Origin of the sequence: Methylobacterium sp. 10 (assembly GCF_000519085.1) — a bacterium.
GTDB lineage: Bacteria > Pseudomonadota > Alphaproteobacteria > Rhizobiales > Beijerinckiaceae > Methylobacterium.
Window position 1 is genome coordinate 3,499,746 of sequence record NZ_KI912577.1, and the last position, 21,345, is coordinate 3,521,090.

The following is a 21,345-nucleotide window of genomic DNA, read 5'->3' on the forward strand; positions in this document are numbered from 1 at the left end:
ATCCGATCGACGAAGCGTATATGGCCGAGGCATTCCAAATGGTTTAGCCGGTTCATGCTTGCTATACCTTCAACGATCCCTTGAAGACGTGATGATGGAAACACTGGCCAACCTGGAATCCTTCATCCGCAGTGCTGAGTACGGCAGCTTCTCCGAAGCTGCCCGACGCTTGTCACTGACACCAGCTGCGGTCAGCCGGAACGTGGCCATGCTGGAGCGGAACCTCGGAGTTCGTCTCTTCCACCGCTCGACGCGCAAGCTGAGCTTGACCGAAGCCGGCGAAACCTTCCGCCTCGCGATCGCCGACAACCTGGAAGGCATCCAGGCTGCAATCGCTGGGATCGGCGGTGCAGGCAGCGCGCCGGGTGGCACCCTTAAGGTCAGTATGGCCCTAACGTTTGGTACGATGCACATCCTGCCGCTGCTACCAGGCTTTCTCGAACGCTATCCCCTGATCCGCCCAGAATGGCACTTCGAGAACCGTCGGGTCGATCTCGTAACAGAGGGCTACGATGCCGCGATCGGTGCGGGGTTCGATCTGGGGACCGGCCTCGTTGCCCATACTTTGGCTCCAGCGCATGTCATTGCAGTTGCTTCACCGGCCTACCTGAAAGGCCGACCGCTGCCCGAGGATCCAACCGGCCTTCAGGGATTCCAGGGCATCGTGCAGCGCTCGCTTCGGACCGGCCGGCTGCAGCAATGGGCCATGCGTAACGCTGCAGGCGGAGAGCAGCCGGGGCATCTGCCCGTATCCCTTGCCGTCAACGACCCGGCCGCGATGCAGGAAGCAGCGCTGCTTGGGCTTGGCGTCACCATGCTCGCGGTACCTGACGTGCTGCCTGCGCTGGAAACTGGCCGCCTGATCCAACTCCTTCCAGATTGGTACGCCGATGCCGGAGTGATCTCGCTCTATTATACCACGCGAACGTTGCAGCCTGCCAAGACACGCGCGTTCGTCGAGTGGGTCACCGAGGCTTTCAAGAACCAGCGTCTCGCTGAACGCTTCGCAGGAGGCCGCCGCAAATTCTGATCATTTCAGGTCCGCAAGCCGCTGATCTGCCTTATGGCTGGAGCGGGTGGTTTGCAGTCGATTCGCTGACGGTCGTAAACGGTTCGACGCGGACATTGCGAATGTCTGGCGGAGGAGAACGTGATGCCGAACGAGTACGTCACGATCCGGACGCGCGACGGAGATTGCGCTTCGCACGTTATGACTCCCGCCAGTGGCGGACCGTGGCCTGCGGTGATCTTCTACATGGATGCTGGAGGTATCAGGCCAGCCATGCTCGACATGGCGCAGCAACTCGCCGACGCCGGCTACCTCGTCCTGCTGCCGGATCTCTTCTATCGATACGGACCCTACGGACCGTTCGTACCCAAGGAGGTGTTTGCGGGCGACTTCCGCGTCATTCTCGGCCCGCTGATGGCTACAACGGGGAATGACAAGGCCGCCCAAGATACGGAAGCCTTTCTTGCCTACCTCGACACGCGCGACGATGTTGCGAGTAGCAAGGTCGGTGCGGTCGGCTTCTGCATGGGCGGCGGCATGGCCTTGGTTTCCGCTGGCACTTACCCTCACCGGCTTACGGTTGCCGCCAGCTTCCATGGCGGCAACCTCGCGACCGACGCGCCGACGAGCCCTCACCTGCTCGTGCCGAAGCTGAGGGCGGAGATCTACATTGCGGCGGCCGAGAACGACGGCAGCTACCCGCCCGCGATGGCCGAGCGGTTGGAGAGATCTCTTACGCAGGCTGGCGTGCGATATGAAACGCAAACCTATCCAGCAGCGCACGGATGGATGATGCAAGACTTTCCCGTCTACGATCCCGACGCCGCCAAGCGTGGCTGGGGCGAGCTGCTAGCCCTCTTCGGCCGCACCCTGCATGGTGGCGACTAATTGTCCGCAACGCTGATCTAGCGTCCGCTTACGGGCAGACAGTGGAGTGGACCGAACAGCTAGGTTGGGTCGATCGCAATCCGTCCGCTTCCGGGCGTCCGATTGGTGAAGCGGACGTTGATGGCCAGCCGATGTTGACCCTTGTCGGACCTTCGGAGCGTCCGCTTCTGGGCAGCCTGATAGACGGACGCGTATGACCGGGATGGGTGGATTTCCGCCGGTCCGTTCCGGGCGACAATTTATGAGAGCGGACATGGTCGCCGCGCCCGGTCACGACCCCTTCTGGACCTCGAGCCCAAACTCTTTGAAGGTCCGCTTCGAAACAGGTGCAGAAGTTCAGCTCTCTCGAAGCCGTCCGCCAAACAGGGGGCAGCCTGCACCAAGCGAGTTCTGGCAAGTGTTTAGAACTTGTAGCCGAACTCTACCGTTGGGCCCAGCTCCCACTGCCGATAGTTCATCCGCCTGAGTGTCGAGATATTGCGGTAATAAGCGATCCCGAAGCCGATTTCAGACCGGGGCACGACCTTCTGAAGCCACTCCGGTGACCATGCCGTTCGCAGCAGGATACCTGCCAGGACATCCTGCCTCGGGTTGCCGTCATAGGAATCGTAGCGCCGCACGAGGAAGTTCGGTGCGAGTGTAGCCGTCAGAGTTTCGCTCACATTGTAGCTGACATCGATCGACGCAATCAGGAAGACGTTCTGAAACTTGCGTGGATCCGCGATCCGGCGCCCGATCCGCAAGTCGAGTGAGAGAGAACTCTGGCCCGGCTCGGTCGAGGCAAGATAGTCGATGCGGCGGCCGTCTGCATCGAAGCCAATGCCACTCGTAAAACCGATCGCAAAGTCATTCAGGGCATCATCGCGGGATCGAAAGCCGGCCGAGTAGTCCAGCGTGCCAAGATAGCTGACGTAAGGCACGAAGGATCCCGACTTTCCGTCGGTCAGGGCCAGTTTGAAGCGGCCTTGCAATGTCTCGTAATTGGCCGCGACGACTTCGCTGTAACGGTCCACCCTCACACCGAAAGACGCTGCCGCCCGGAAGAAATCATACTGGTGACGCCACCGTAGTAGGAGATCTGGATCGCTGTGAAAGTCGGGCCTAGATGCCACCGCAGTACCTGTTGTCTCGCGGACGGCATAGGTCGTGTAGAGGGCCGGCATCGTAACGATGAGTTCATAATCCCGGCTTCGTTCTGCTGTGCCGCCGGACAGTTCGCTCGCGGCCCCAGCCTTCTCCAGCCGCGAGCCCGGTGCAATTTCCGCTCCGGTCTCGATGGCATAGGCGCGCAAGGTCAGCCCAAATAGAGCGAGGCACACGAACCATGGTCGAAGCGTAAAGCTCGGCACGACGCTTCCGGCCTTCATCTCATAGCGTGCGTCACACCGACGACGAGCGTTCGGCGTCGGCCTTGCGGAAGCGCGTGATCCTCACGGGGCCGATAGCGGCGACCCGCGAGGATCTGGTCAAGCGGAAATCGACTGCAGAGCGAACCGCTCAGAGATGACCGGGACGCTCCGGCTTCTCCGGCTTCTCGGCTTTCTCGACCTTTTCCTTCTTTTCCGGCTTCTCGGCCTTCTCGACCTTCTCCTTCTTCTCCGGCTTCTCCGGCTTCTCGACACCCTGTTTAGCCTGCGCGGTGATGGTCGCGCTGCCGAGGCCGAGGGCGATTGCAAGAGCCGCGACTGTGATCTGACGAAGTGAAAGGTATTGCATGACCATCCCCAATTTTTGTAAATTCGCTCTCTGCGAAAGACAAAGAGGCATAGCCCGAACGTTGTTCGGAGCCAGCGCCTCAAGTGCACTGTCGGCAACGCGTCTGACGATGCGCTCCGACAGGGCTTCTCCTTTTTGCCTCCCACCAGTGAACAGATACCGAGCCTGTCGATTTATTCCCGTAGCCGGGAGAAATTTGTACGAAAAAATGTGAATGCTATCTTTCCTGTCATGGGGAATAAAACGTGAGCGTGCTGTATCTCTCTCGATACGCTCATGCTCGGCTACCGGGGTCGAAGGAGTGTGCGTGGACGAGATCGCCGCGATGATCGAGCCGCAAATCCCGGCACTGAGACGCTATGCCTTCGCGCTTCTGCGCGAGCGAGAGGCGGCTGATGATCTCGTTCAAGATACCCTAGAGCGTGCGATTGCGAGTTGGGCTGGGCGACAGCGTGATGGTGATGTTCGAGCGTGGCTTTTCACGATCGAACGGAACCTGTTCCTTCGCCTAGTTGAGCGGCGTGGTCGGAGGGGAAGTTATGTCTAGCCTGAGATATTGGAGCAGGTTCCCGATCCGACTGCGAACCCCGAGGCCGACCTTGGCGCGCGAGACGTGCTTGCAGGAATCGATGGACTTCCCGAAGAACAGCGCTCGGTACTGCTCCTCGTGGCGGTCGAGGACATGTCTTATGCGGAGGCCGCCGGCATACTTGGCATTCCGCTTGGCACCGTGATGTCGCGCCTGAGCCGAGCGCGTGAGCGCATGCGCAGCTTCATGGAGACGGGACAGTTCGGGCTTCTAAGGAGAGTAAAATGAGCCGCGCGCCCCCGCGCGAGTTGGACGAGGACGATCTGCACCGCCTTGTCGATGGCCTGCTCGATCCCCCACGACAAGCTCTCGTCGAGCAATGGCTCCTCGAACATCCTGAGGATGCGGCGCGTGTCGCGGCAGATCGCGACGTGCATCAGCTCTTGCGCAAACGGCTTGAACCGATTGCCAACGAGCCGATCCCCGAGCGCTTGCGAGTCGCCAATCTCATGCCTCGCCAGCGCGCCGCGGTTGCCCGCTGGTGGCCCATGGCAACGGCGGCCGTGATTTGCTTGGCCATCGGTGGAGTTGGTGGCTGGTCCGGTCGCGCAATCCTGCAGAGAGAGCCCGTGCTTGCCTTTCATGCAGCCGAGGCGACGACACAGAGTGCGGTAGCCGCCTTTCGGACCTTCGTTCCTGAAGTCGGCCATCCTGTTGAGGTCAAGGCAGATCAGCAAGCTCACCTTGTCCAGTGGCTGACGAAGCGCATTGGTGAGCCGGTTATCGTTCCCGACCTAAAAGCGCAGGGCTTCCGTCTCATGGGCGGCCGGGTGGTGCCAACGAACGGCACGCCTGCCTCGTTGCTCATGTACGACGACGAACAGGGCGTTCGCCTCACTCTCTACAGTAGGGTGGACGACGCAGACCGCCGTACGAGCTTCCGCTACGCCCGCGAGGGTGATGTTGCGGCCTTTTCGTGGGCGGAAGGAGATTTCAGCTACGTCGTTACGGCGCGCATTGATGAGGGGCGTCTGCTCGCGGTCGCCGAAGCTGTCGATGCACAGATACGGAATGCTGCGGCGGTTAAGCGGTAGACGCGGAAGATTTGGAGTTACCCCTGTCTGTTTCCAGGGGGAGGCCAGTCCACTATGGCCGCCTGACTGAATGCTAGCTAACCGCCCCGAGCCGAAGTCACTTGCGGCCGACGAACGACCGCTTTGGAGAACCGCAAATGGCGTTCCCGGCGGCTCGGTTGGATCGGAGGCGGAACGTCCGCTTCAGGGCCGGGGGTCAGGGTCCGCTCATCACCCAACTCGATCATTCCCGGTGTGTTCGATAGACGATCGGCGAACGGTCGTTACCGCATCCGACCCTATGCGGGCTCCAGGAATGTCCGCTTTCAGGCCGCCTAGCGGGACAAAGAGTACGACCGGGTTGGGTGGATTTATGCAAGGCTGATTTTGAAATAGTATGCCGTTTAATCAGATAACGAGCTTGCGGACCATTCGGAGCTTATTAGTTAGGTTTTGGTTTTGGACAATTATATATCAGCCGATAAGGGCGTGCAGGCTCTTATTAATCTCCGACACGCCTTGAGAGGCCGTCTGCATGTTCGCTGAGATCTCGCCCGTGACCGCATTCTGCGCTTCCACCGAGGTCGCTACCCCGGTCACAGCATCACGAACCTACGTGATCGCCCGTGCGATCGTCGACAACGAGCCCGTGACGACCCGGGAGGTGTCCTGCATGGCCAGGATGTCGTGGCCGATCTGCCCAGTAGCCCGGGTCACCTGAGCCGACAGACCCTTGACCTCCCCCGCCACCACCGCAAACCCGCGGCCGGCCTCGCCGGCGCGCGCTGCCTCGATCGTCGCGTTGAGCGCCAAAAGGTTGATCTGCTCACCCACACCCTGGATCAACTGCACCACACCGGTCATCGAAGCCGTCGCGGCATTGAGCTGTGCCGTCGCGCCATCGGCCGCCTGGGCTTGGGCATGGATGGCGTTCACGCCTGCCTGGGAGGACAGCAGGCGCTGCGAGATCTCGCCGATCGAGGCACTCAGCTCCTCGCACGAGGTGGCCGCGACCTCTACGCTTGTGCGTGTTTGTCCCGAAGCGTTTGTGGCAGAGATCTGGGCTGCCATCTTGGCGCTGATGTCGGTGGCATACTTCACCACCTTGAATGGCTTGCCATCCATGTCGAAGATCGGGTTTTAACTTGCCTGGATCCACACCGCACGGCCGCCTTTGCCGACCCGCTTGAACACGTCCGTACGGTATTGTCCCGCCCGCAGACTGTCCCAGAACTGCTGGTAATCCGTGCTGTTCGCCTCAGCCGGTTCGACGAACATTCGGTGGTCCCTGCCGCGAATCTCGTCCAAACGGTAGCCGGTGGCACACTGGAAGTTCTCGTTGGCGTCCAGGACCGTGCCATCGAGCGCAAAATGGATCACGCCCTGCGAGCGGTTGATGGCGGCGATCTGGCCCGTAATGTCGGCCATATGCAGCTTCTCAGCCGTGACGGCGCTGGCGAACTTTACGACCTTGTACAGCTTGCCGTCGTGGTCGAGGATCGAGTTGTAAATGGCCTGCAGCCAGATCTCGTGGCCATCCTTCGTGAACCGTTTGAACTCGGCGCTTTGATACTCGCCCTGGGCCAGTGCAGCCCAGAACGCACGGTAGGGCCCGCCGGCGCGCTCGGCCGGATCAACGAACATGCCGTGATGGCGACCCTGTACCTCGGCAAGGGTGTAGCCGACGACCTTCAGGAAATTCGGATTAGCCGTCAGGATGGTGCCATCGAGAGCGAACTCGATCATGCCGCGGGAGCGGTCGATAGCTTCGATCTTCCCTTGATAGTCAAGCGTCCGGCGCACCTCTTCGGTGATATCGGTGGCGACCTTGACGACCATGAGCGAACGTCCCTTACGGTCGAGGATAGGGTTGTAGCTAGCCTGCAGCCAAATTTCGCGGCCGCCCTTGGCGACCCGCTTGAACTCGCCGCGCTGGAACTCGCCTTGTGCCAGGGCGGCTCAGAAGGCTCGGTATTTTGGTCCGTCCTGAACCGCCGGATCGACGAACATGCGGTGATGCCGACCCACGATCTCGGCAAGCTCGTAGCCGACGGCGGCGAGAAAGTTGCCGTTGGCGGTCAGGATGGTGCCGTCTAGGCCGAGCTCGATTACCGCCAGGGACCGGTCCAGCGCTTCGACCAGCGCTGCGTTTCTGCGACCGAAGATGATCATGGCGCTATTGGTGCTCGTCTGGAAATTCTGCGGCAAGGTTGGCCAGACGCTCGATGGCGTCGGCGAGGTCGAGGAGGATCTCCTCGGCCGCCGTGTCGAGGAGCTTGTGGTTAGGGTTAGTCAGGTTCGGCTCCTGCGTGGCCCGGCGCAGTTCCTGGGCCATGTTGCGGCATATCGGAGCCGCCGCACGGATGTGCGGCGCCCGCGGGCCAAGATCGGCACCGGCTTCGTGGGCCTGCCGCAGCTGCTCCGTCAGACGGCGCATGCCGAGCCCAGAGAGGTTTTCAGTGGACAGGAGGTGTAAGTCCGCCATGGTGCTCTCACGCCGCGCGTACGGTCGAGAGGAACCGGCTCACCTCGGACGCGAGATGTTCGGATTGGCGGGACAGCTCGGAAGCCGAGTCGAGGACCTGAGAGGCCGCAGCACCTGTCTCTTCCGAGGCTCTCGCCACGCCCGAGATGTTGCTCGTCACCTCACTCGTGCCCTGGGCGGCCTGGGCGACATTGCGCACGATCTCCTGGGTGGCCGCCCCCTGCTGCTCAACGGCGGCGGCGATGCACGTTGCCATCCCGTCGATCTCGCGGATGCGGTCGGTGATGCCGCCGATGGCCGAGACCGCTTGGTCGGTGACACCCTGGATCTCGCCGATCTGCTTGGCGATCTCGTCGGTCGCCCGGGCAGTCTGACCGGCTAGCTCTTTCACCTCTGTGGCGACCACCGCGAAGCCCCGGCCCGCCTCGCCGGCCCGCGCCGCCTCGATGGTGGCGTTCAGCGCGAGCAGGTTGGTCTGGCTGGCGATGTTCGAGATCAGCCCGACCATGTCGCCGATCCGGGCGGAGGTGGCGCGCAGGGCCTGGACGAGCTGACCGGTCTGGTTTGCCTCCCCGACGGCCGCCTGTGCGATTCCCGCCGAGTCCTGCACCTGCCGACCGATTTCCTGGACGGAACTGCCTAGTTCCTCGGCGGCCGCCGCCACGGTACCGACGTTCGAGGCGGCCTCCTCGGCGGCTGCCGCGACCTGAGTGGACTGGGCCGCTGTTTCCTGCGCCGTCGCGGTCATCTGCTGGGCGGTGGCCTGCAACTCCGTCGCGGAGGACGAGACCAGGCCGACGATGCCGCCCACGGCCCGCTCGAAGCCGTCGGCGAGTTCGATCATCGTGCGCTTGCGCTCCAATACGGCGGCCGCGTCGGCAACGCGGCCGATCTCGGCCTGCTCGGCTGCCTTCTGGGCGACCATGGCCTTGATGCACTCGACAGCGCGACCGACGGCGCCGACCTCGTCACCGCGAGCGGCTTCCTTGATTTCAGCGCTGATCTCGCCCTGAGCCATCCGCTGCAGGACACCGACCAGGCTGCCGAGGGGCCGGGTAATTCCAAAAATGGCGACGAGCGCGGCAGCCACGAGCCCGGCCAGCATGCCAAGGACGCTGAACAGGATGAGGCTGTGGCGCGTGGCTTTGGTCTGGTCCGTCAGATCGTCCGAAGCCTTCTCCATGTACGCGTCGATGTCGTCGCCAAGTTTCGTGGCTCCCTGCACCAAGGCCGTGAAAGTCGGGTCGATCTTGCTATGAACGAGTGCGATGGCCTCGGCGTTCTGATTGGACGTTCCAAGCCGACGGACTTCTGTGACGTCCTGCACAAAACGGCTTACCCGCGCGCTCTGTTCATCGACGCTGCTCCTGAAAGTGGGGGCCTGCTCATGCAGATCGGCGAACACCTTCTTCATGTGTGGGATGACGGCCTCGAACCCCTCGCTGGCTGCCTTCATCTGAGCGTCCTCGGTCTCAGCGATGCCGCGGTAGACCCAGTAATTCATCTCAAAGACGAGGCGATTCATGCGGCGCGCGTTCCCGAACGCTTTGACTTCACGATGGATGAATAGGTTGTACGCGTCATCGATCTGGGTCATGCGAGATTGAGCGAACCAGACGCAGCCTCCGACGATCACGGCAACCAGAGCTATAACAGCTGTCAACTTCGGTAATATCTTGATGTTGGACAGCGAAATCATCGGCATGATCCTATTATTTGACGCCAAATTAGACTGATCTATATGAAAATTACGTCAAATTTTTTCATTTTTGCCGAGAGTCATATGAGGCAAAAATTGCCTTTTCCGCCGTCATATTAGCCATAAGTTTGAATGTTCGTGTCTCCAAGGCGAGAATGGCAGGTTTTCATTCTTCGATGTCGTTCTGCCGTCCACACACGTAGCTTGGTGCGGAGGTGCTTCTGAGCCATCACATGTCCAGCAACTCTTCGCTCGTACAGAGGCCTGGCAAATGGCCCAAGGGAACTCAATCGAAGGTCATTGAGGGCTCAGTGGCAACGATAGCTGCGAGCAAGCTGAACCGAGCAGCGCGACAACAAACGGGATCTAGCCGTGAGCGTCAGCTTACGAGCACGCCGAATGTAAGAGTGAACAGCAAGTTCGGGTTGGAGGCGGAACGTCCGCTCCGAGGCGAAAGGCGACGGTCCGATCTCCACCCATCACGTGCGTTTGATGTAGGTAGCAAGGGTTGATTTGCCATCGCTAAATCTATGGGCAGATGGCGCTGTTCTAGGTTGTAGAACAGCGCCATCTGACACAGCCCTGTGATTTCTCATCACCCTGGTGGCACTATCTGTCGTCCTTTGGTCATGGCGTTCGACCGATCACTGCCCATAGTGGATCGCTGAGGTCGCCCTCCGGCACTACGGCATAGGCCTCTACGGTGGGGAATCCGGCGTGCCGCAAATAGAGGTCGATGAGCCGCGCTTGATCGTCCCCGCCTAGCGCCCGCCAGATGGCCACCGCCTTGGATGCGAAACACCGATTCGAGAAGGTGATGATCACGGGGGCATCCGGTACCAGCACCCGCGCGACCTCGCTGAGGACCGCCACAGGGTCTTGGAGGTACTGAACCCCGACGCAAATGAGGGCGGCGTCGATGCTGGCGGTTTCGAGGGGCAGGGTCGGATCGGCGTTGAGATCCTGCACGAAATGCTGCGTCAGGCGCGGGTTGGCGGCAAGCTCGCGTTCGTTCAATCCATGCCCGATCACAGTGGCGTAAGCGGCCTCCCCAGGCAGGTGGCTGACCCAACTCGACATCAAGTCGAGGATGCGACCACCGGGCGGCAGGTGCGAGCGATAGAAGTCGGTGACGGCTTCGATGGCTGTGTCGTCGATATGGGTGACGAAGCGGGGCTGCGCGTAGAACAGGGTATCCGGCGTATGATCCTGCTTGGCAAAGGCTTCGGGGGGCAATCCGGGAAGGCTGGTCATGATGGTCCTCGTTTGCCTTTCTTACCGTCCGACGAGACTCCGCGAGTCAGGCGAAGCCCGCTCAGCCGCACCCCCTTATTTTGGTGACGATCCTCGACTTTGTCCTGGCGGCGATCGTCGCGCACTGCTGGTAGGCAACGGTGGAAAACTGACGCTCGGCACCCACCCTGAACGTCTGAGAAGGTGGCAATCGGAACCTCGCCTTTCGCCGTGAAGCGGACGTTCCGCCTCCGACCCGACCTTGCCGTTCAAGCTACCCTACGCCATCCGCCGAAAGCGGTCGTTCGTCGATCCGTGATGTCGGCAGCAGCGCCACGTCTGCGGGCCTTCGCCTGCAAGCGGGAGATGGGCTGCCTCCGGTGCAGCCGTGAGCCCTGATGCGAATGGCCTCGATGGCGTCTGGTCGAAGTCGCCCACTCGTCCAAGGTCGAGATCCGGCTCGGCGGCTTCCTGCCGGGGGGCTGAAACTTCTCGGGGACCGACTCCGTATCAATAGCCGAGGATAGGATCGCGCCCAGGCCAAAAGCCTTGATTTGAGCGCGGAATATCTATTGCTAAATTATCATAGTATAGGAAAGCCATTCTTTATTTGTGAGGAACAACGATACAATCATGCTGTTGTAGTGTGGGTTGGATAAGATGTTCACCTCTACAGGAGATCCTACATGAAGAAGTTCACTCTTGCGCTGACCGCCTTGACCGCTCTCGGCGGCATCGCCCTCGCCGCCGGTTCGGCCACGGCCGCCCCGATGTTCGTCAACGGCATGCAGTCCGAGAGCGGCGTCACCCAGGTCCGCATGGACCGCGGCGAGCGGATGATGATGAAGAAGCGCATGATGCGGAAGAACATGATGAAGCGCCGCATGATGAAGAAGCGGATGATGAACCGCGGGATGTGATCCTAAGCGCCATGCGCTTTCGGAGGCCCCGGCATGGGGCCTCCACCCCGATGGCCATGACTTCAAGGAAGACCGTTTGGCCAGCACCTACCTGACCCGTTCCGCGCCCGAGACCGGCGAGGTCGAGCGCCGTCGTTGGATGTTCCGGCACCCCGCCGTCATCCGCGTCACGCACTGGGTCAACGCCGTCTGCCTGCTGGTCCTGCTGATGAGCGGCCTGCAGATTTTCAACGCCCATCCGGCTCTGTACTGGGGCAACGTCTCGACCTTCGATACGCCGCTGATGGCGATGTCCTCCACCGAGGACGACCGGCCCAAGGGCGTCACCACGATCTTCGGAACGACCTTCGACACCACCGGCTGGCTCGGCTCCTCGGTCGGTGCGAACGGCGAGCCGGCCGACCGTGGCTTCCCGGCCTGGACGACCCTGCCGAGCGACCAGGACCTCACCGGCGGTCGTAGCTGGCACTTCTTCTTCGCCTGGGCCTTCGTCCTGAACGGGCTCGCCTACCTCCTCTACGGGTTGGTCAGCGGACAGCTTCGGTTCCGGGTGATCCCGTCGCGCGACCAAGTCCGGCACTTCGGCGCGTCGGTGTGGGAGCACCTGACGCTGCGCTTCCCCCAGGGCGACGAGGCCAAGCGCTACAACGTCATCCAGAAGCTCACCTACCTCGTCGTGTTATTCGTGCTCCTGCCGGTTCAGGTGCTGGCCGGGCTCGCGATGTCGCCGGCGATGAACGCGGCCTTCCCGTTCCTGCTGACCCTGTTCGACGGGCGCCAGTCTGCCCGTACGATCCACTTCGTCGTGGCGGCGCTGCTGGTCCTGTTCGTCGTCGTGCACGTCGCACTCGTCCTGCTCTCCGGGTTCTGGAACAACATGCGCGGCATGCTCACCGGCTGGTTCGTGATCGAGCGCAAGGTCGAGCCGGTCGCCGTCGCCGCGGAGCCCCGGTCATGAACTCCCTTCCGAGCCGACGTGCCCTCCTAACGGGAGCGTCCGCCACGGCCGCGGCGGCCATGCTCCGCGGGTGCGACCGCCTAGGCAACGCGGACTGGTTCCAGCGCACGCTCAAGACCGGCGAGGACGCCAACCTGTTCGTCCAACGCCTGCTCCTGACCGACCGGACGCTGGCGCCGGAATACGCCGAGTCCGACATCTCGCCGTGGTTCAAGCCGAACGGCACCGAGGATCCGCCGGACAAAGACTACAAGGCACTGGCGAAGGGCAAGTTCGCCAAGTACCACCTTGAGGTCGGCGGCCTCGTGGAGGTACCCTTCCGGCTGTCCCTGGCCGAGCTTCGCACGCTTCCCGCCCGCACCCAGGTCACCCGGCACGATTGCGTCGAGGGCTGGAGCGCCATCGGCAAATGGACCGGCGTGCCGCTCGCCGACCTCCTGTCCCGCGCCAAGCTGAAGCCCGAGGCGCGCTACGTGGTGTTTCATTGCGCGGACACCATGGACCAGGGCAGTGCGCTCGAAGGCGGCGGAGACGGTGAGGATACCGACGAGGCGCCCCCCGCCGGCAATACCAACCCGGCCATGACCAAGCAGTCGGGCGGAGGGGAGAGTAGGAAGGATTCCGGCGGCCAGCAGGCGCCGAAGGACACCGCGGCCAGCGGCGGGACGCCCGTCCGGTACTACGAAAGTATCGACCTCGTGGACGCGTTCCACCCGCAGACGATCCTCGCCTACGACATGAACGGCAAGGCGCTTCCCATCGCGAACGGCGCCCCGCTGCGCCTACGGGTCGAACGCAACCTCGGCTACAAGCAGGCCAAGTACGTAATGCGCATCGAGGTGGTCGAGAGCTTCGCCCATTTTGGCGAGGGCAAGGGTGGCTACTGGGAGGACCAGGGCTACGCTTGGTATGCGGGCATCTGAGCCGCTCGCGTGCAGCCGGCTTCGAAAGGTGAACTCGATCAACATCTTACGGGCGGCGGCGGACAATGAAAACTTGGCCGATCAGAATGGCTGTTAGCCCCATTCTCCGTCCAGAAGCGGACGGGCGGAACCCCACCCGACCCGGTCGTAGAGTGGACGGACGTATCCCTATCCATCACTGCCTTTCAAGACCGGGTGGGCCAGATCCCATAGCGGACGTATCCAACGTTGGCATCGGACCGTAGGATCACTGTCGCGACCCTGCCCCTCGCGCCGACGGAGCCCTGTTTGTGGACCTGATGAACCTCCTGAAGTCCATCGAGGAGCTTCTCTACGAAATTGTCTCCTGGTTCCTGTTCTATCCGCTAACGTTCTGGAAGTGCGTTCGCCATCCCATCAGCATGATGGCCTACGCCGAGACCGAACTTGCCGCGGACCCGAAGTCACGGTTCTCGGCCGCCCTCAGTCCGCCGATCTTCCTGTTCCTCACGCTGATCATCGCGCATGTCGTTGAACTACGATTCACAGTGCCGGGGCCTGAGCTGACCGGGCCGCTAGCGGACCAGCGCAACCTTCTTCTCTTGCGGGCCGTCATGTTCAGCTTGTTCCCGCTTATGATGGCGGTCCAGCGCGTCCGCAGGGATGCCCAGACGATAACGCGGGAGACGCTGCGCCCGCCCTTCTACAGCCAATGCTACGTCGCAGCGCCCTTCGCACTTGCGTTCGACCTCGCCATGACGAGCGTGCGCTACGCGACGCCGACAGCCTTGATCGTCACAATCGTCACCCTCGCCGTCGGGTTTGCCTGGTACATCGCGGTCGAGACACGTTGGTTCGCGCTTCGTGCGAGCGTCGGGCATGCGGCGGCGTTCGCACGGGTGCTTGCTACCGTGCTGGTCGGTGCTTTCCTCTTCGTCCTTATCACCCTGGCGGCCGCGTCGTTCGTCTCTCAGGTGTGAAGGCGATGCGGGGCATGACGTGGGTTCGCATCAAGGAGCTCAAGAGCGGCGACTCGGCCATTGGCAGCCGAGCTCTCAAGACTGGGGCGGTGCGCCAGATGGCAGCCGAATAAGTACGCTTGATCGTCCCGTCTCAACTGATCTAGCCTAACGCGCACAGGCATTGAGTGCCCCGCGCCCTCATCGCGGGGCACTCGATTCAACAGCCCCAGGGCAGCATCAACGCAACCGAACGACAGCTTCCCTACCAAGCAGTTCGATACCGGAACGACTGCTAACCACCCAACCCAGCCGTAGGTCATCCTCCACCAAGTCGCCCCTAAGCGGACCTTGCGAGGGTCTGTGAAGGGTCGACAACGGACGGTCGCTTATCGAAAACTGAATTTCCGCTGCCGGGCGGTGGGCTGAGATTCGCTCTTGGCGCAGAGCTGTGGCACGTTCGGATTGCGGTTGGGGTGAGATGCTGATGGCTCCTCGAAAACGGAGTCCCATCATGCCTTCAACCAGCGACACCACCCGCCGACCGTGGAACCTTGGCCGCCTCATCGGTCCCAAACCGCCGTTCAAGCCAAAGCACATCTGGGCGATCCGCACCCGGCTGCAGCACGAGTGTGAAAAAGCGTCCGCCGATGCCCCCTCTATTATCTATCGCTAAGTCTTTGCTTTCATCGCGCAATCTTCACCGTAGGTGAGGTCACGATCGGCGCCGATCGTGACCTCACCTTCGATGCAAATTTCCTATTTTTCATAAGGGATTACGTCCTGTTTTGCCCAGGGTTATAGTTCGATGCCGATCCACACTTACGTCGTGCAGTCGTTGGGCTGGGATACGATTGACCCTATCCTGGGCCGAGGCGTCACCCACAAGCTCGTTTACGTGCTGTCCAAGGCTCACAAGCGCGGACGGATACGGTCGGTCGGGTATGAGCGGGGCGTGCGGGTTTGGGCGCTTTTTAAGGAATGCTAGGCCTAGAACCAAACTAGAACTGACTTGAGTTCCGCCAGGATGGCCGCAGGGCAGCGATTCGCTTGTTGACCCTACAATGGCGGCTTTCGTTCCTAAAAGCCGCTGGCGGTGCCTCAAAACCCCACAAAATGACTGGCAATTTGACTCTCTAGTTGAGCCAGCGGATATTTTGATTAGGACGAAGTGTTCGTCCTGATACGACAAAGGCCAGGGCTTCAGACCCCGGCCTATGCATCGTAACGGCAAAGGCCTTGGGGGACTTGCGGCTGCTAGTTATAAGCACGCGCATTTTATGCGCGCCTAGCGCCGTGTCAAGTTTTCCAAGGCCTCCAATGGAGGCCGCGCATGGCCAAAGCCCGAAACCATCCCCCCAGTCATCGCCTCACGTTTGATGAGGCTGTGCAGGTTCATCTTCGATTGATGGATAGCGACATCTACAGCCGGATTGCCGCGACTTACGACGTCAACCAAGCGCGTATTGCCGACGTCAAGTTCGGCAGACTTCATCCCGGCAGTAAGGAGGAAGCGGTTCGCCGCTCTGCCATCTAGCTAGCTACGAACGGCGGCATCTCAGGTGCCGCCGCTTCTGTTTGGGAAGAGCACCAAGTCCCCAGAAGGCCGCTGGCCGAAACCTGAGCCGAACTTAAGGCGGTGGTTCGTCGTTCGCCATCTGATGAGGCAAGGCCTCGGCGGCATTGGATGGGCTTCGATAGAAGGCGGCTATCTCGCGCTTCAAATCGCGCCTCTGCTCAACCATTAGTCTGGGTAGAATGTCGTCTTTGTGCCGGTTCGTTACCGACATCAATTTGATGTCGGGGTAACCGCCCTCGAAAACGACAAGGACTCTCGACAGTAAAAGGGTATCATTCGGGTCTAGGCAATAATGGCTAGCCATCGCGCGCCCCTCTCAAAGCTCCGCTTGGAAGCACTTATCTTTATGGTGATTCGGAGACAGTAGAAAGCGGAAAACTGTGCAAAAGGCTGCAAGCGAATATTTTTAGATGTAAATATTCGCTCAAATGGTTTAAAGACAGTCGCCATTCCACCAAGGCGGGAAAACGCCTTGGTGCATTTGCTCCATAAGGCCGCATAATTTTGTCTCTTGCAACGAAGGATCGAAGGTTCAGGCGGACTGGCCGCCGTCGACGTTCAGCGTGGCGCCGGTGACGTACCCGGCGTCCGGACCGGCCAGGAACGAGACCGCCGCCGCGATGTCCTCCGGCTGGCCGTAGCGGCCGAGCGCGGCGAGGCCTCTCAGGGTCTCGGCGAAGGGGCCGTCCTGCGGGTTCATGTCGGTGTTGATCGCGTCGGGCTGGACTACGTTGACCGTGATGTTGCGGGGCCCGAAGTCGCGGGCCCAGCCGCGGATGTAGGCCGCCACCGCCGCCATGGTGGCGACGTAGTCGGCGGCGCCGGCAAAGGGGAAGTGGACCGTGCCGATGGACACAATGCGGCCGCCATCCGTCATCAGCGGCACGGTGGCCCTGACCGCCGCGGCCACGCCCTTGACGTTGACGTCGAGCTGCCGGTCGAACGCGGCGCGGTCGGACTTCGCATCGTCAACCATGCCGGTGACGAACACGCCCGCGGAGTTGACCAGTATGAAGAGGCGTCTAAGGGCGACGTGTGCCTCCCGCACGAGGGACTCGACCTCGCGGACGATGTCCTCGGCACTCTCGCGCGAGGCGGCGTAGCTTAAGGCGACGTCGGCGCCGTCGCGGGCGAGGCGTCGAACGGTGGCCGCCCCGATGCCGCGCGATCCGCCGGTCACGAGCGCCGCCTTGCCGGCGAGGGGGGGGGGTACCTGGATCAGGGTCAGGTCCCCTGGCCGCGTCCGTGCAGCGGACGTTACGTGATAGATTCCTCGATGCCGCCGATTCGAGCTTCCTCACGCCGAGGAGCGAGAGGAAGCGGATCGTGTCACGACAGGTGGAAGTCGGCCTGCGTGACGGCGGCGGCGGTGACGCCGAGGAGCAGGATCGTGTCGGCCCCGATCGCGACGGCGGTGTTGGCACCGGCCTGATTGATCGAGACCTCGCTGGCGAAGTCAGCCGCCGTGATCCCAAGGCCCGACAGGTCCATGACATCCTGGCCACCGGCCAGGTCGGCATCGAAGCCGACGATCCGGTCCGATCCGAACCCGAGCGCGAACACGAACGTGTCGTTTCCGGCGCCCCCTTTCAGAGTATCGTTCCCCAGGCCGCCGTTCAGACGATCGGCGCCGCTACTCCCGAAGAGCGTGTTGGCGAGCTCATTGCCGGTGAGGCTGAGACCGCCGACTTTGGCAATGAGGTTCTCGATCGATTCACCCGCCCGCAGGGTGAAGTCGCCGCTCGCATAGATCTTGTCCGTCCCGGCCCCGGCCGCCTCGTGCACGATGTCGTTCGGACCGTTGACGTAGTAGATGTCGTTGCCGCCAAAGCCGCTGAGCGTATCGGCACCGGCCCCGCTATAGAGCGTATTGGCGAGGTCGTTGCCGCCGAGGCTGATGCCGAGATTGCCTGCCTTGGCGATCAGGGTCTCCACCGCTTCGCCGGTCCCCAGGGTGAAACCGGCGCTCGCGTAGATCTTGTCGGTTCCGCCACCCGCCACCTCGTGGACGACGTCGCTCGCGCCGTTGACGTAGTAGATGTCATGGCCGCCAAAGCCGCTGAGCGTATCGGCCCCGGCACCGCTGTAGAACCTGTTGGCGAGGTCGTTGCCGCCGAGGCTGATGCCGAGGTTTCCGGCCTTGGCGATCAGGGTCTCCACCGCCTCCCCGGTCCCCAGGGTGAAACTGGCAATCGCGTAGATCTTGTCGGTTCCGCCACCGGCCATTTCATGGACGACGTCGCCCGGTTGATCGACGTAGTAAATGTCGTTCCCCTCTCCCCCGGAGAGCGTGTCCGCTCCCCCGAGCCCGTCGAGGATGTCGTTGCCGAGGCCCGAGGTGATCGTGTTCGCCAGATTGGTTCCCGTGAGCCGGTCGGCATAGTCGCTGCCGAAGAGGTTTTCGAAACCGTGGATTTGGTCGCCTTGCGCATGGCCGCCGCTGGCAGTCAGTGTGAGAAGATTGACCGAGACGCCCGCGTTGGAGCGGTCGTAGCTCAGGGTATCGATGCCGCCCCCACCTTCCAGGTTGTCGCCAGCCCCCCCGCCCTCGATCATGTTGGCGAGGTTGTCGCCGGCAATCTGATCCGCGAGCGCGGAGCCGACCACGTTCTCGACATTGACGATCACATCCCGTTCGGCGTCGCCTCCCGATGCCTCGTCGGGCAACAAGCGCCCGCTGCGGACCTGCATGTTGATCCTCACACCCGCCGCGGAGGCGCTATAATCCACCGTATCGATGCCGTCACCGCCATCCACCGCATCGCGACCCGCTCCCGGCGTGAGCCAGTCGTCTCCGGCGCCCCCCTTTAGAAAGTCCTTGCCGGCTCCGCCGCGGAGCGTATCGGCGCCTTCGCCGCCATCCAGCACGTCATCGCCGCGACTGCCGTTCAGCGTATCGTCTCCGTCCTCCCCGTAGAGGAAATCGTCCCTCGTATCGGGCCCTGAACTCAGCGTGTCGTTTCCACCCTCGCCGTGGAGGGCGTCGCTGCCTCCCGTGCCTCCGCTCAGGATGTCGTTCCCGGCACCGCCATAGAGCGAATTGTCGCCCGACGTTCCGGTAATACGATTGTCGAGATCGTTGCCGACGAGGACGAGGGCGACACCCGCCGCCACGCTCGCTCCGGTGAAGTCGCGGTTTGCCTCGCCGGCCGCCAAGTTCCGCTGCTCGGACACCTTGAACGTGTCCCAGTGGCCATGCGTGATGCCGGAATTCCGGGCGATCAAGTCCGAGAAATGCTGGGCGTTGATATCGTTGACGAGCATCGTGCCGTCGAGCTGTTCCAGGTAGTAGAAGCGGTCGCCTTCCTGCAGCCGGTCCAGTTGCTCCTGGAAGATCCACGTGAAGGTGGCCCCCATCTGACTGCCGCCGCTGGGCGCTTCGGCGAGACCGCCGATCCATAAATCGACGTCGTTCACATGGCTGATGCCGGTACCGTTGATCTTGCCGCTGGTGGGATCGATCACGTCCTCACCGTAGACGGCCTTGAACTGCGCCAAGAGCTGGGCTCTTTGCGTGGCGTTGCCGCGGAGGTGGGCGCCGAAATCGTTCCAGTCCTGGTAGGCCGCGAGGCTTGGCACGCCCGCTCCCGCCGCATAGTCGGACGCCTGGCCGAGATCGTCGAGACTCGTGCCTGCGGTGCTCACCTCGGCCCTGAACTCGTTCAGCGAGGAGAGCCCGAGTTCGCGTCCGCGCATGATGTTGGCCGCACCGAGATCGAGCGGAAGCCCGAGAAGCTGACTGCGGACGGCCTCGACCAGCTTCTCGTCGATCTGGTCGTGCGCCACCTGCATCGTCCCGGCCAGGAACGCCGCCGTCCCTCCCGTTACGCCCGGATGGGCCGGATCCTGGCCGGCGAACATCGCCGGGTTCAGAAATGCCTGGATGAGGGGCACTTCCTTCAGTACGCCGTCGCCATCGACGTAGGGAATCGTTTCGTTGATCATCGAGTGACCGACGCGGTACATCGCACCGGCGAATTCCTCGGAGATCGCGGCATTGACGTTCGCACGATAGCCGCTGAACCCGTGGTCGCCGGCACCGGGGATCTCGCCGGACATCGCGGTGGCGAACTCGTCGAAGACGATTCTCTGATACTCCGCCGACGTGATGACCTTCGCGGCCTGGAAAACCTCCTCCGCGCTCCATTCGGGATGAAGCGCGCGGATTTGGTCGGCCTGATAATTGTGCTCCCGATGAAACACGGTATGGACGGAGGTCAGAGCGACGTTCTCGTTCGCCCGATGGTCGCCGGCGATGTAATAGGACAGCAGCTTTTCCAAGCTGAAGTTCGGATCGGGCTGGCCGTTCCGGTCGAGCGGGGACGTGTCGAAATCGTTCTTGTCGCCGAGCAGGATCGTGTGCTTGCCGTCGCCGATATCGGCGAAGTCCACGAAATTGGCCGCGTTCTTCAGGTAGGTCCAGGCGGCGAAGTCTCCCCCAGACGCGCTCGCTAGATCGAAGGCATGGGCCATATCGGCGTCGGTGACTCCGTTGTTGAGCAGAACGTCCTTGTAGGTCGCGAGGGTACCGCGGCCGACGCCGTCCGGGCCGACCTCCTCCACGCCGTCGAGGAGATGATGCGTCTTGACGAGATGGCCGCCCGTATCGCGGATGACGGCGCCGTTGGCATCTCTAGCGGTTTCGCGAAGCAGCCAGGTCATGCCGGGCTCCGACCCATAGGTCTGGTTCTGGTCCACGAAAGGCGAGACCTTGTTCAGGTGCTCGGTTCCATCCACGTTGTCCAGGATGGGGTTGCCGTTCGTGTCGACCGTGTATCGCGCCGCGCGACCGCCGATGAGGAACTGCAGCTGCGGCGGAACACCCTGAGCGATGATGTTGTCCGTCGTATCAATGGTCAGGCCGGGATTGGCGGCCGCGATCTGCGCGAGCTTCGCATCGACGCCGCTCATATCGACGAACTGCGATCCGCCGCCACGGTCGTAGAAATCGAGGCCGTGATCGAAGAACTGACCGAATGACATCAAGAGGAGATTGGTGCCGTAGCTATTCGGCATCTCGACGGATTGGCCGTACTGGTCGATGGCTTCGGAGACGACGTTGCTGATCACCCGCTCGTTGGGGAGCAGGGCTCCGCTGGCTCCGGTCACCCGAACGCCGTTGATGCTCCCCAATTCGTAATGAGCGTCCGTCAGGCGAACGAAGGGCTGGTCCGCGTTGCCCCAGAAGGGGTGCGCGAGGTTGTTGCCCTCACCGTTGATCGCCCTGAAATCACCCTCGTCGAACAGCGTGTCGAGGAAGGATAGATCTTGTGATCGAAGCGCGATTGCCATCGGAATACTCCATATCAATTGGGCAGCCGGGGATACTTGCCAGCTTTCGCCAGCGACAATCAGTCAAAATAAGCAACCGATACTTATTGTGTGCGCAGAAGGT

The 21,345-nt window shown here is 62.0% G+C and carries 15 protein-coding genes and 3 pseudogenes; 10 read left to right on the forward strand and 8 right to left on the reverse strand.

The features are described 5' to 3' along the window. Positions 1-94: 94 nt before the first annotated feature. Together K368_RS0116365 and K368_RS0116370 are read left to right on the forward strand one after the other, a co-directional pair. The gene (locus tag K368_RS0116365; protein ID WP_027173267.1) at positions 95-1,030 is read left to right on the forward strand and encodes a LysR family transcriptional regulator; all 936 of its coding nucleotides are present in this window, start codon (positions 95-97) and stop codon (positions 1,028-1,030) included. 123 nt (positions 1,031-1,153) lie between these two features. After that, complete coding sequence (locus K368_RS0116370; RefSeq protein ID WP_027173268.1) at positions 1,154-1,897, forward strand: dienelactone hydrolase family protein; 744 nt, start codon at positions 1,154-1,156, stop codon at positions 1,895-1,897. A 401-nt stretch (positions 1,898-2,298) separates the two neighbouring features. Here the strand turns inward: K368_RS0116370 and K368_RS26765 are convergent, their stop codons facing one another. Next, positions 2,299-3,264: a hypothetical protein gene (locus tag K368_RS26765; protein WP_155935187.1), complete on the reverse strand. Its 966-nt coding sequence runs from the start codon at positions 3,262-3,264 to the stop codon at positions 2,299-2,301. 130 nt (positions 3,265-3,394) lie between these two features. Then, positions 3,395-3,613, reverse strand: a complete 219-nt coding sequence (locus tag K368_RS0116380; protein WP_155935189.1) for a hypothetical protein — start codon at positions 3,611-3,613, stop codon at positions 3,395-3,397. Positions 3,614-3,920: 307 nt separating this feature from the next. On the opposite strand from K368_RS0116380, the pseudogene K368_RS24860 reads away from it, so the two are divergent. Together K368_RS24860 and K368_RS0116390 are read left to right on the forward strand one after the other, a co-directional pair. Next, positions 3,921-4,430: pseudogene (locus K368_RS24860) on the forward strand (RNA polymerase sigma factor). Beyond that, positions 4,427-5,236, forward strand: coding sequence for an anti-sigma factor (locus K368_RS0116390; RefSeq protein ID WP_027173271.1), 810 nt, complete (start codon positions 4,427-4,429; stop codon positions 5,234-5,236). Before K368_RS24860 ends, K368_RS0116390 begins: the two are co-directional and overlap by 4 nt. Before the next feature lie 453 nt (positions 5,237-5,689). Here the strand turns inward: K368_RS0116390 and K368_RS24865 are convergent. The 4 genes and pseudogenes from K368_RS24865 to K368_RS0116410 form a co-directional block, all read right to left on the reverse strand. Beyond that, positions 5,690-7,387: pseudogene (locus tag K368_RS24865) on the reverse strand (PAS domain-containing methyl-accepting chemotaxis protein). 4 nt (positions 7,388-7,391) lie between these two features. Next, a complete protein-coding gene (locus K368_RS24875; RefSeq protein WP_036266412.1) occupies positions 7,392-7,700 on the reverse strand; it encodes a hypothetical protein in 309 nt (102 codons plus the stop codon). Between the two features lie 7 nt (positions 7,701-7,707). Next, the gene (locus K368_RS0116405) at positions 7,708-9,399 is read right to left on the reverse strand and encodes a methyl-accepting chemotaxis protein (RefSeq protein WP_027173272.1); all 1,692 of its coding nucleotides are present in this window, start codon (positions 9,397-9,399) and stop codon (positions 7,708-7,710) included. A gap of 627 nt (positions 9,400-10,026) precedes the next feature. Further along, entirely contained in the window at positions 10,027-10,653 is a 627-nt protein-coding gene (locus K368_RS0116410) for a methyltransferase domain-containing protein (protein ID WP_027173273.1), read from the reverse strand. Between the two features lie 665 nt (positions 10,654-11,318). Here K368_RS0116410 and K368_RS0116415 point away from each other — a divergent pair. The 6 genes and pseudogenes from K368_RS0116415 (at position 11,319) to K368_RS26770 (ending at position 15,908) form a co-directional block, all read left to right on the forward strand. Continuing rightward, a complete protein-coding gene (locus tag K368_RS0116415; protein ID WP_027173274.1) occupies positions 11,319-11,552 on the forward strand; it encodes a hypothetical protein in 234 nt (77 codons plus the stop codon). A gap of 139 nt (positions 11,553-11,691) precedes the next feature. Next, on the forward strand, positions 11,692-12,510 hold the full coding sequence (locus K368_RS0116420) for a cytochrome b/b6 domain-containing protein (protein WP_051440074.1): 819 nt from the start codon (positions 11,692-11,694) through the stop codon (positions 12,508-12,510). Beyond that, a complete protein-coding gene (locus K368_RS0116425) occupies positions 12,507-13,433 on the forward strand; it encodes a molybdopterin-binding protein (protein WP_027173276.1) in 927 nt (308 codons plus the stop codon). The genes K368_RS0116420 and K368_RS0116425 overlap by 4 nt, the downstream gene beginning before the upstream one ends. 290 nt (positions 13,434-13,723) lie before the next feature. Further along, positions 13,724-14,392 carry a hypothetical protein gene (locus K368_RS0116430; RefSeq protein WP_027173277.1) on the forward strand — a complete coding sequence of 223 codons (669 nt, stop codon included), beginning with the start codon at positions 13,724-13,726 and terminating at the stop codon, positions 14,390-14,392. 493 nt (positions 14,393-14,885) lie between these two features. After that, positions 14,886-14,996: pseudogene (locus K368_RS26155) on the forward strand (integrase); the annotation flags it as partial. A 708-nt stretch (positions 14,997-15,704) separates the two neighbouring features. Further along, positions 15,705-15,908 (forward strand): hypothetical protein, encoded by a 204-nt coding sequence (locus K368_RS26770; RefSeq protein ID WP_155935191.1) that lies wholly within the window; start codon positions 15,705-15,707, stop codon positions 15,906-15,908. A gap of 574 nt (positions 15,909-16,482) precedes the next feature. Here the strand turns inward: K368_RS26770 and K368_RS0116450 are convergent. Both K368_RS0116450 and K368_RS0116455 read right to left on the reverse strand, forming a co-directional pair. Then, complete coding sequence (locus tag K368_RS0116450; RefSeq protein ID WP_245259597.1) at positions 16,483-17,130, reverse strand: SDR family oxidoreductase; 648 nt, start codon at positions 17,128-17,130, stop codon at positions 16,483-16,485. 149 nt (positions 17,131-17,279) lie between these two features. Continuing rightward, positions 17,280-21,242 carry a peroxidase family protein gene (locus K368_RS0116455; protein WP_027173280.1) on the reverse strand — a complete coding sequence of 1,321 codons (3,963 nt, stop codon included), beginning with the start codon at positions 21,240-21,242 and terminating at the stop codon, positions 17,280-17,282. Positions 21,243-21,345: the final 103 nt, after the last annotated feature.

What these genes read in the sequence shown, in the direction of transcription:
- K368_RS26765 (WP_155935187.1), bottom strand. Translation starts at nt 3,264, where the DNA reads ATGAAGGCCGGAAGCGTCGTGCCGAGCTTTACGCTTCGACCATGGTTC.
- K368_RS0116455 (WP_027173280.1), bottom strand. Translation starts at nt 21,242, where the DNA reads ATGGCAATCGCGCTTCGATCACAAGATCTATCCTTCCTCGACACGCTG.
- K368_RS0116390 (WP_027173271.1), top strand. Translation starts at nt 4,427, where the DNA reads ATGAGCCGCGCGCCCCCGCGCGAGTTGGACGAGGACGATCTGCACCGC.
- K368_RS0116405 (WP_027173272.1), bottom strand. Translation starts at nt 9,399, where the DNA reads ATGATTTCGCTGTCCAACATCAAGATATTACCGAAGTTGACAGCTGTT.
- K368_RS0116420 (WP_051440074.1), top strand. Translation starts at nt 11,692, where the DNA reads ATGTTCCGGCACCCCGCCGTCATCCGCGTCACGCACTGGGTCAACGCC.
- K368_RS0116380 (WP_155935189.1), bottom strand. Translation starts at nt 3,613, where the DNA reads ATGCAATACCTTTCACTTCGTCAGATCACAGTCGCGGCTCTTGCAATC.
- K368_RS0116365 (WP_027173267.1), top strand. Translation starts at nt 95, where the DNA reads ATGGAAACACTGGCCAACCTGGAATCCTTCATCCGCAGTGCTGAGTAC.
- K368_RS0116410 (WP_027173273.1), bottom strand. Translation starts at nt 10,653, where the DNA reads ATGACCAGCCTTCCCGGATTGCCCCCCGAAGCCTTTGCCAAGCAGGAT.
- K368_RS0116425 (WP_027173276.1), top strand. Translation starts at nt 12,507, where the DNA reads ATGAACTCCCTTCCGAGCCGACGTGCCCTCCTAACGGGAGCGTCCGCC.
- K368_RS0116370 (WP_027173268.1), top strand. Translation starts at nt 1,154, where the DNA reads ATGCCGAACGAGTACGTCACGATCCGGACGCGCGACGGAGATTGCGCT.
- K368_RS0116415 (WP_027173274.1), top strand. Translation starts at nt 11,319, where the DNA reads ATGAAGAAGTTCACTCTTGCGCTGACCGCCTTGACCGCTCTCGGCGGC.
- K368_RS26770 (WP_155935191.1), top strand. Translation starts at nt 15,705, where the DNA reads ATGGCCAAAGCCCGAAACCATCCCCCCAGTCATCGCCTCACGTTTGAT.
- K368_RS24875 (WP_036266412.1), bottom strand. Translation starts at nt 7,700, where the DNA reads ATGGCGGACTTACACCTCCTGTCCACTGAAAACCTCTCTGGGCTCGGC.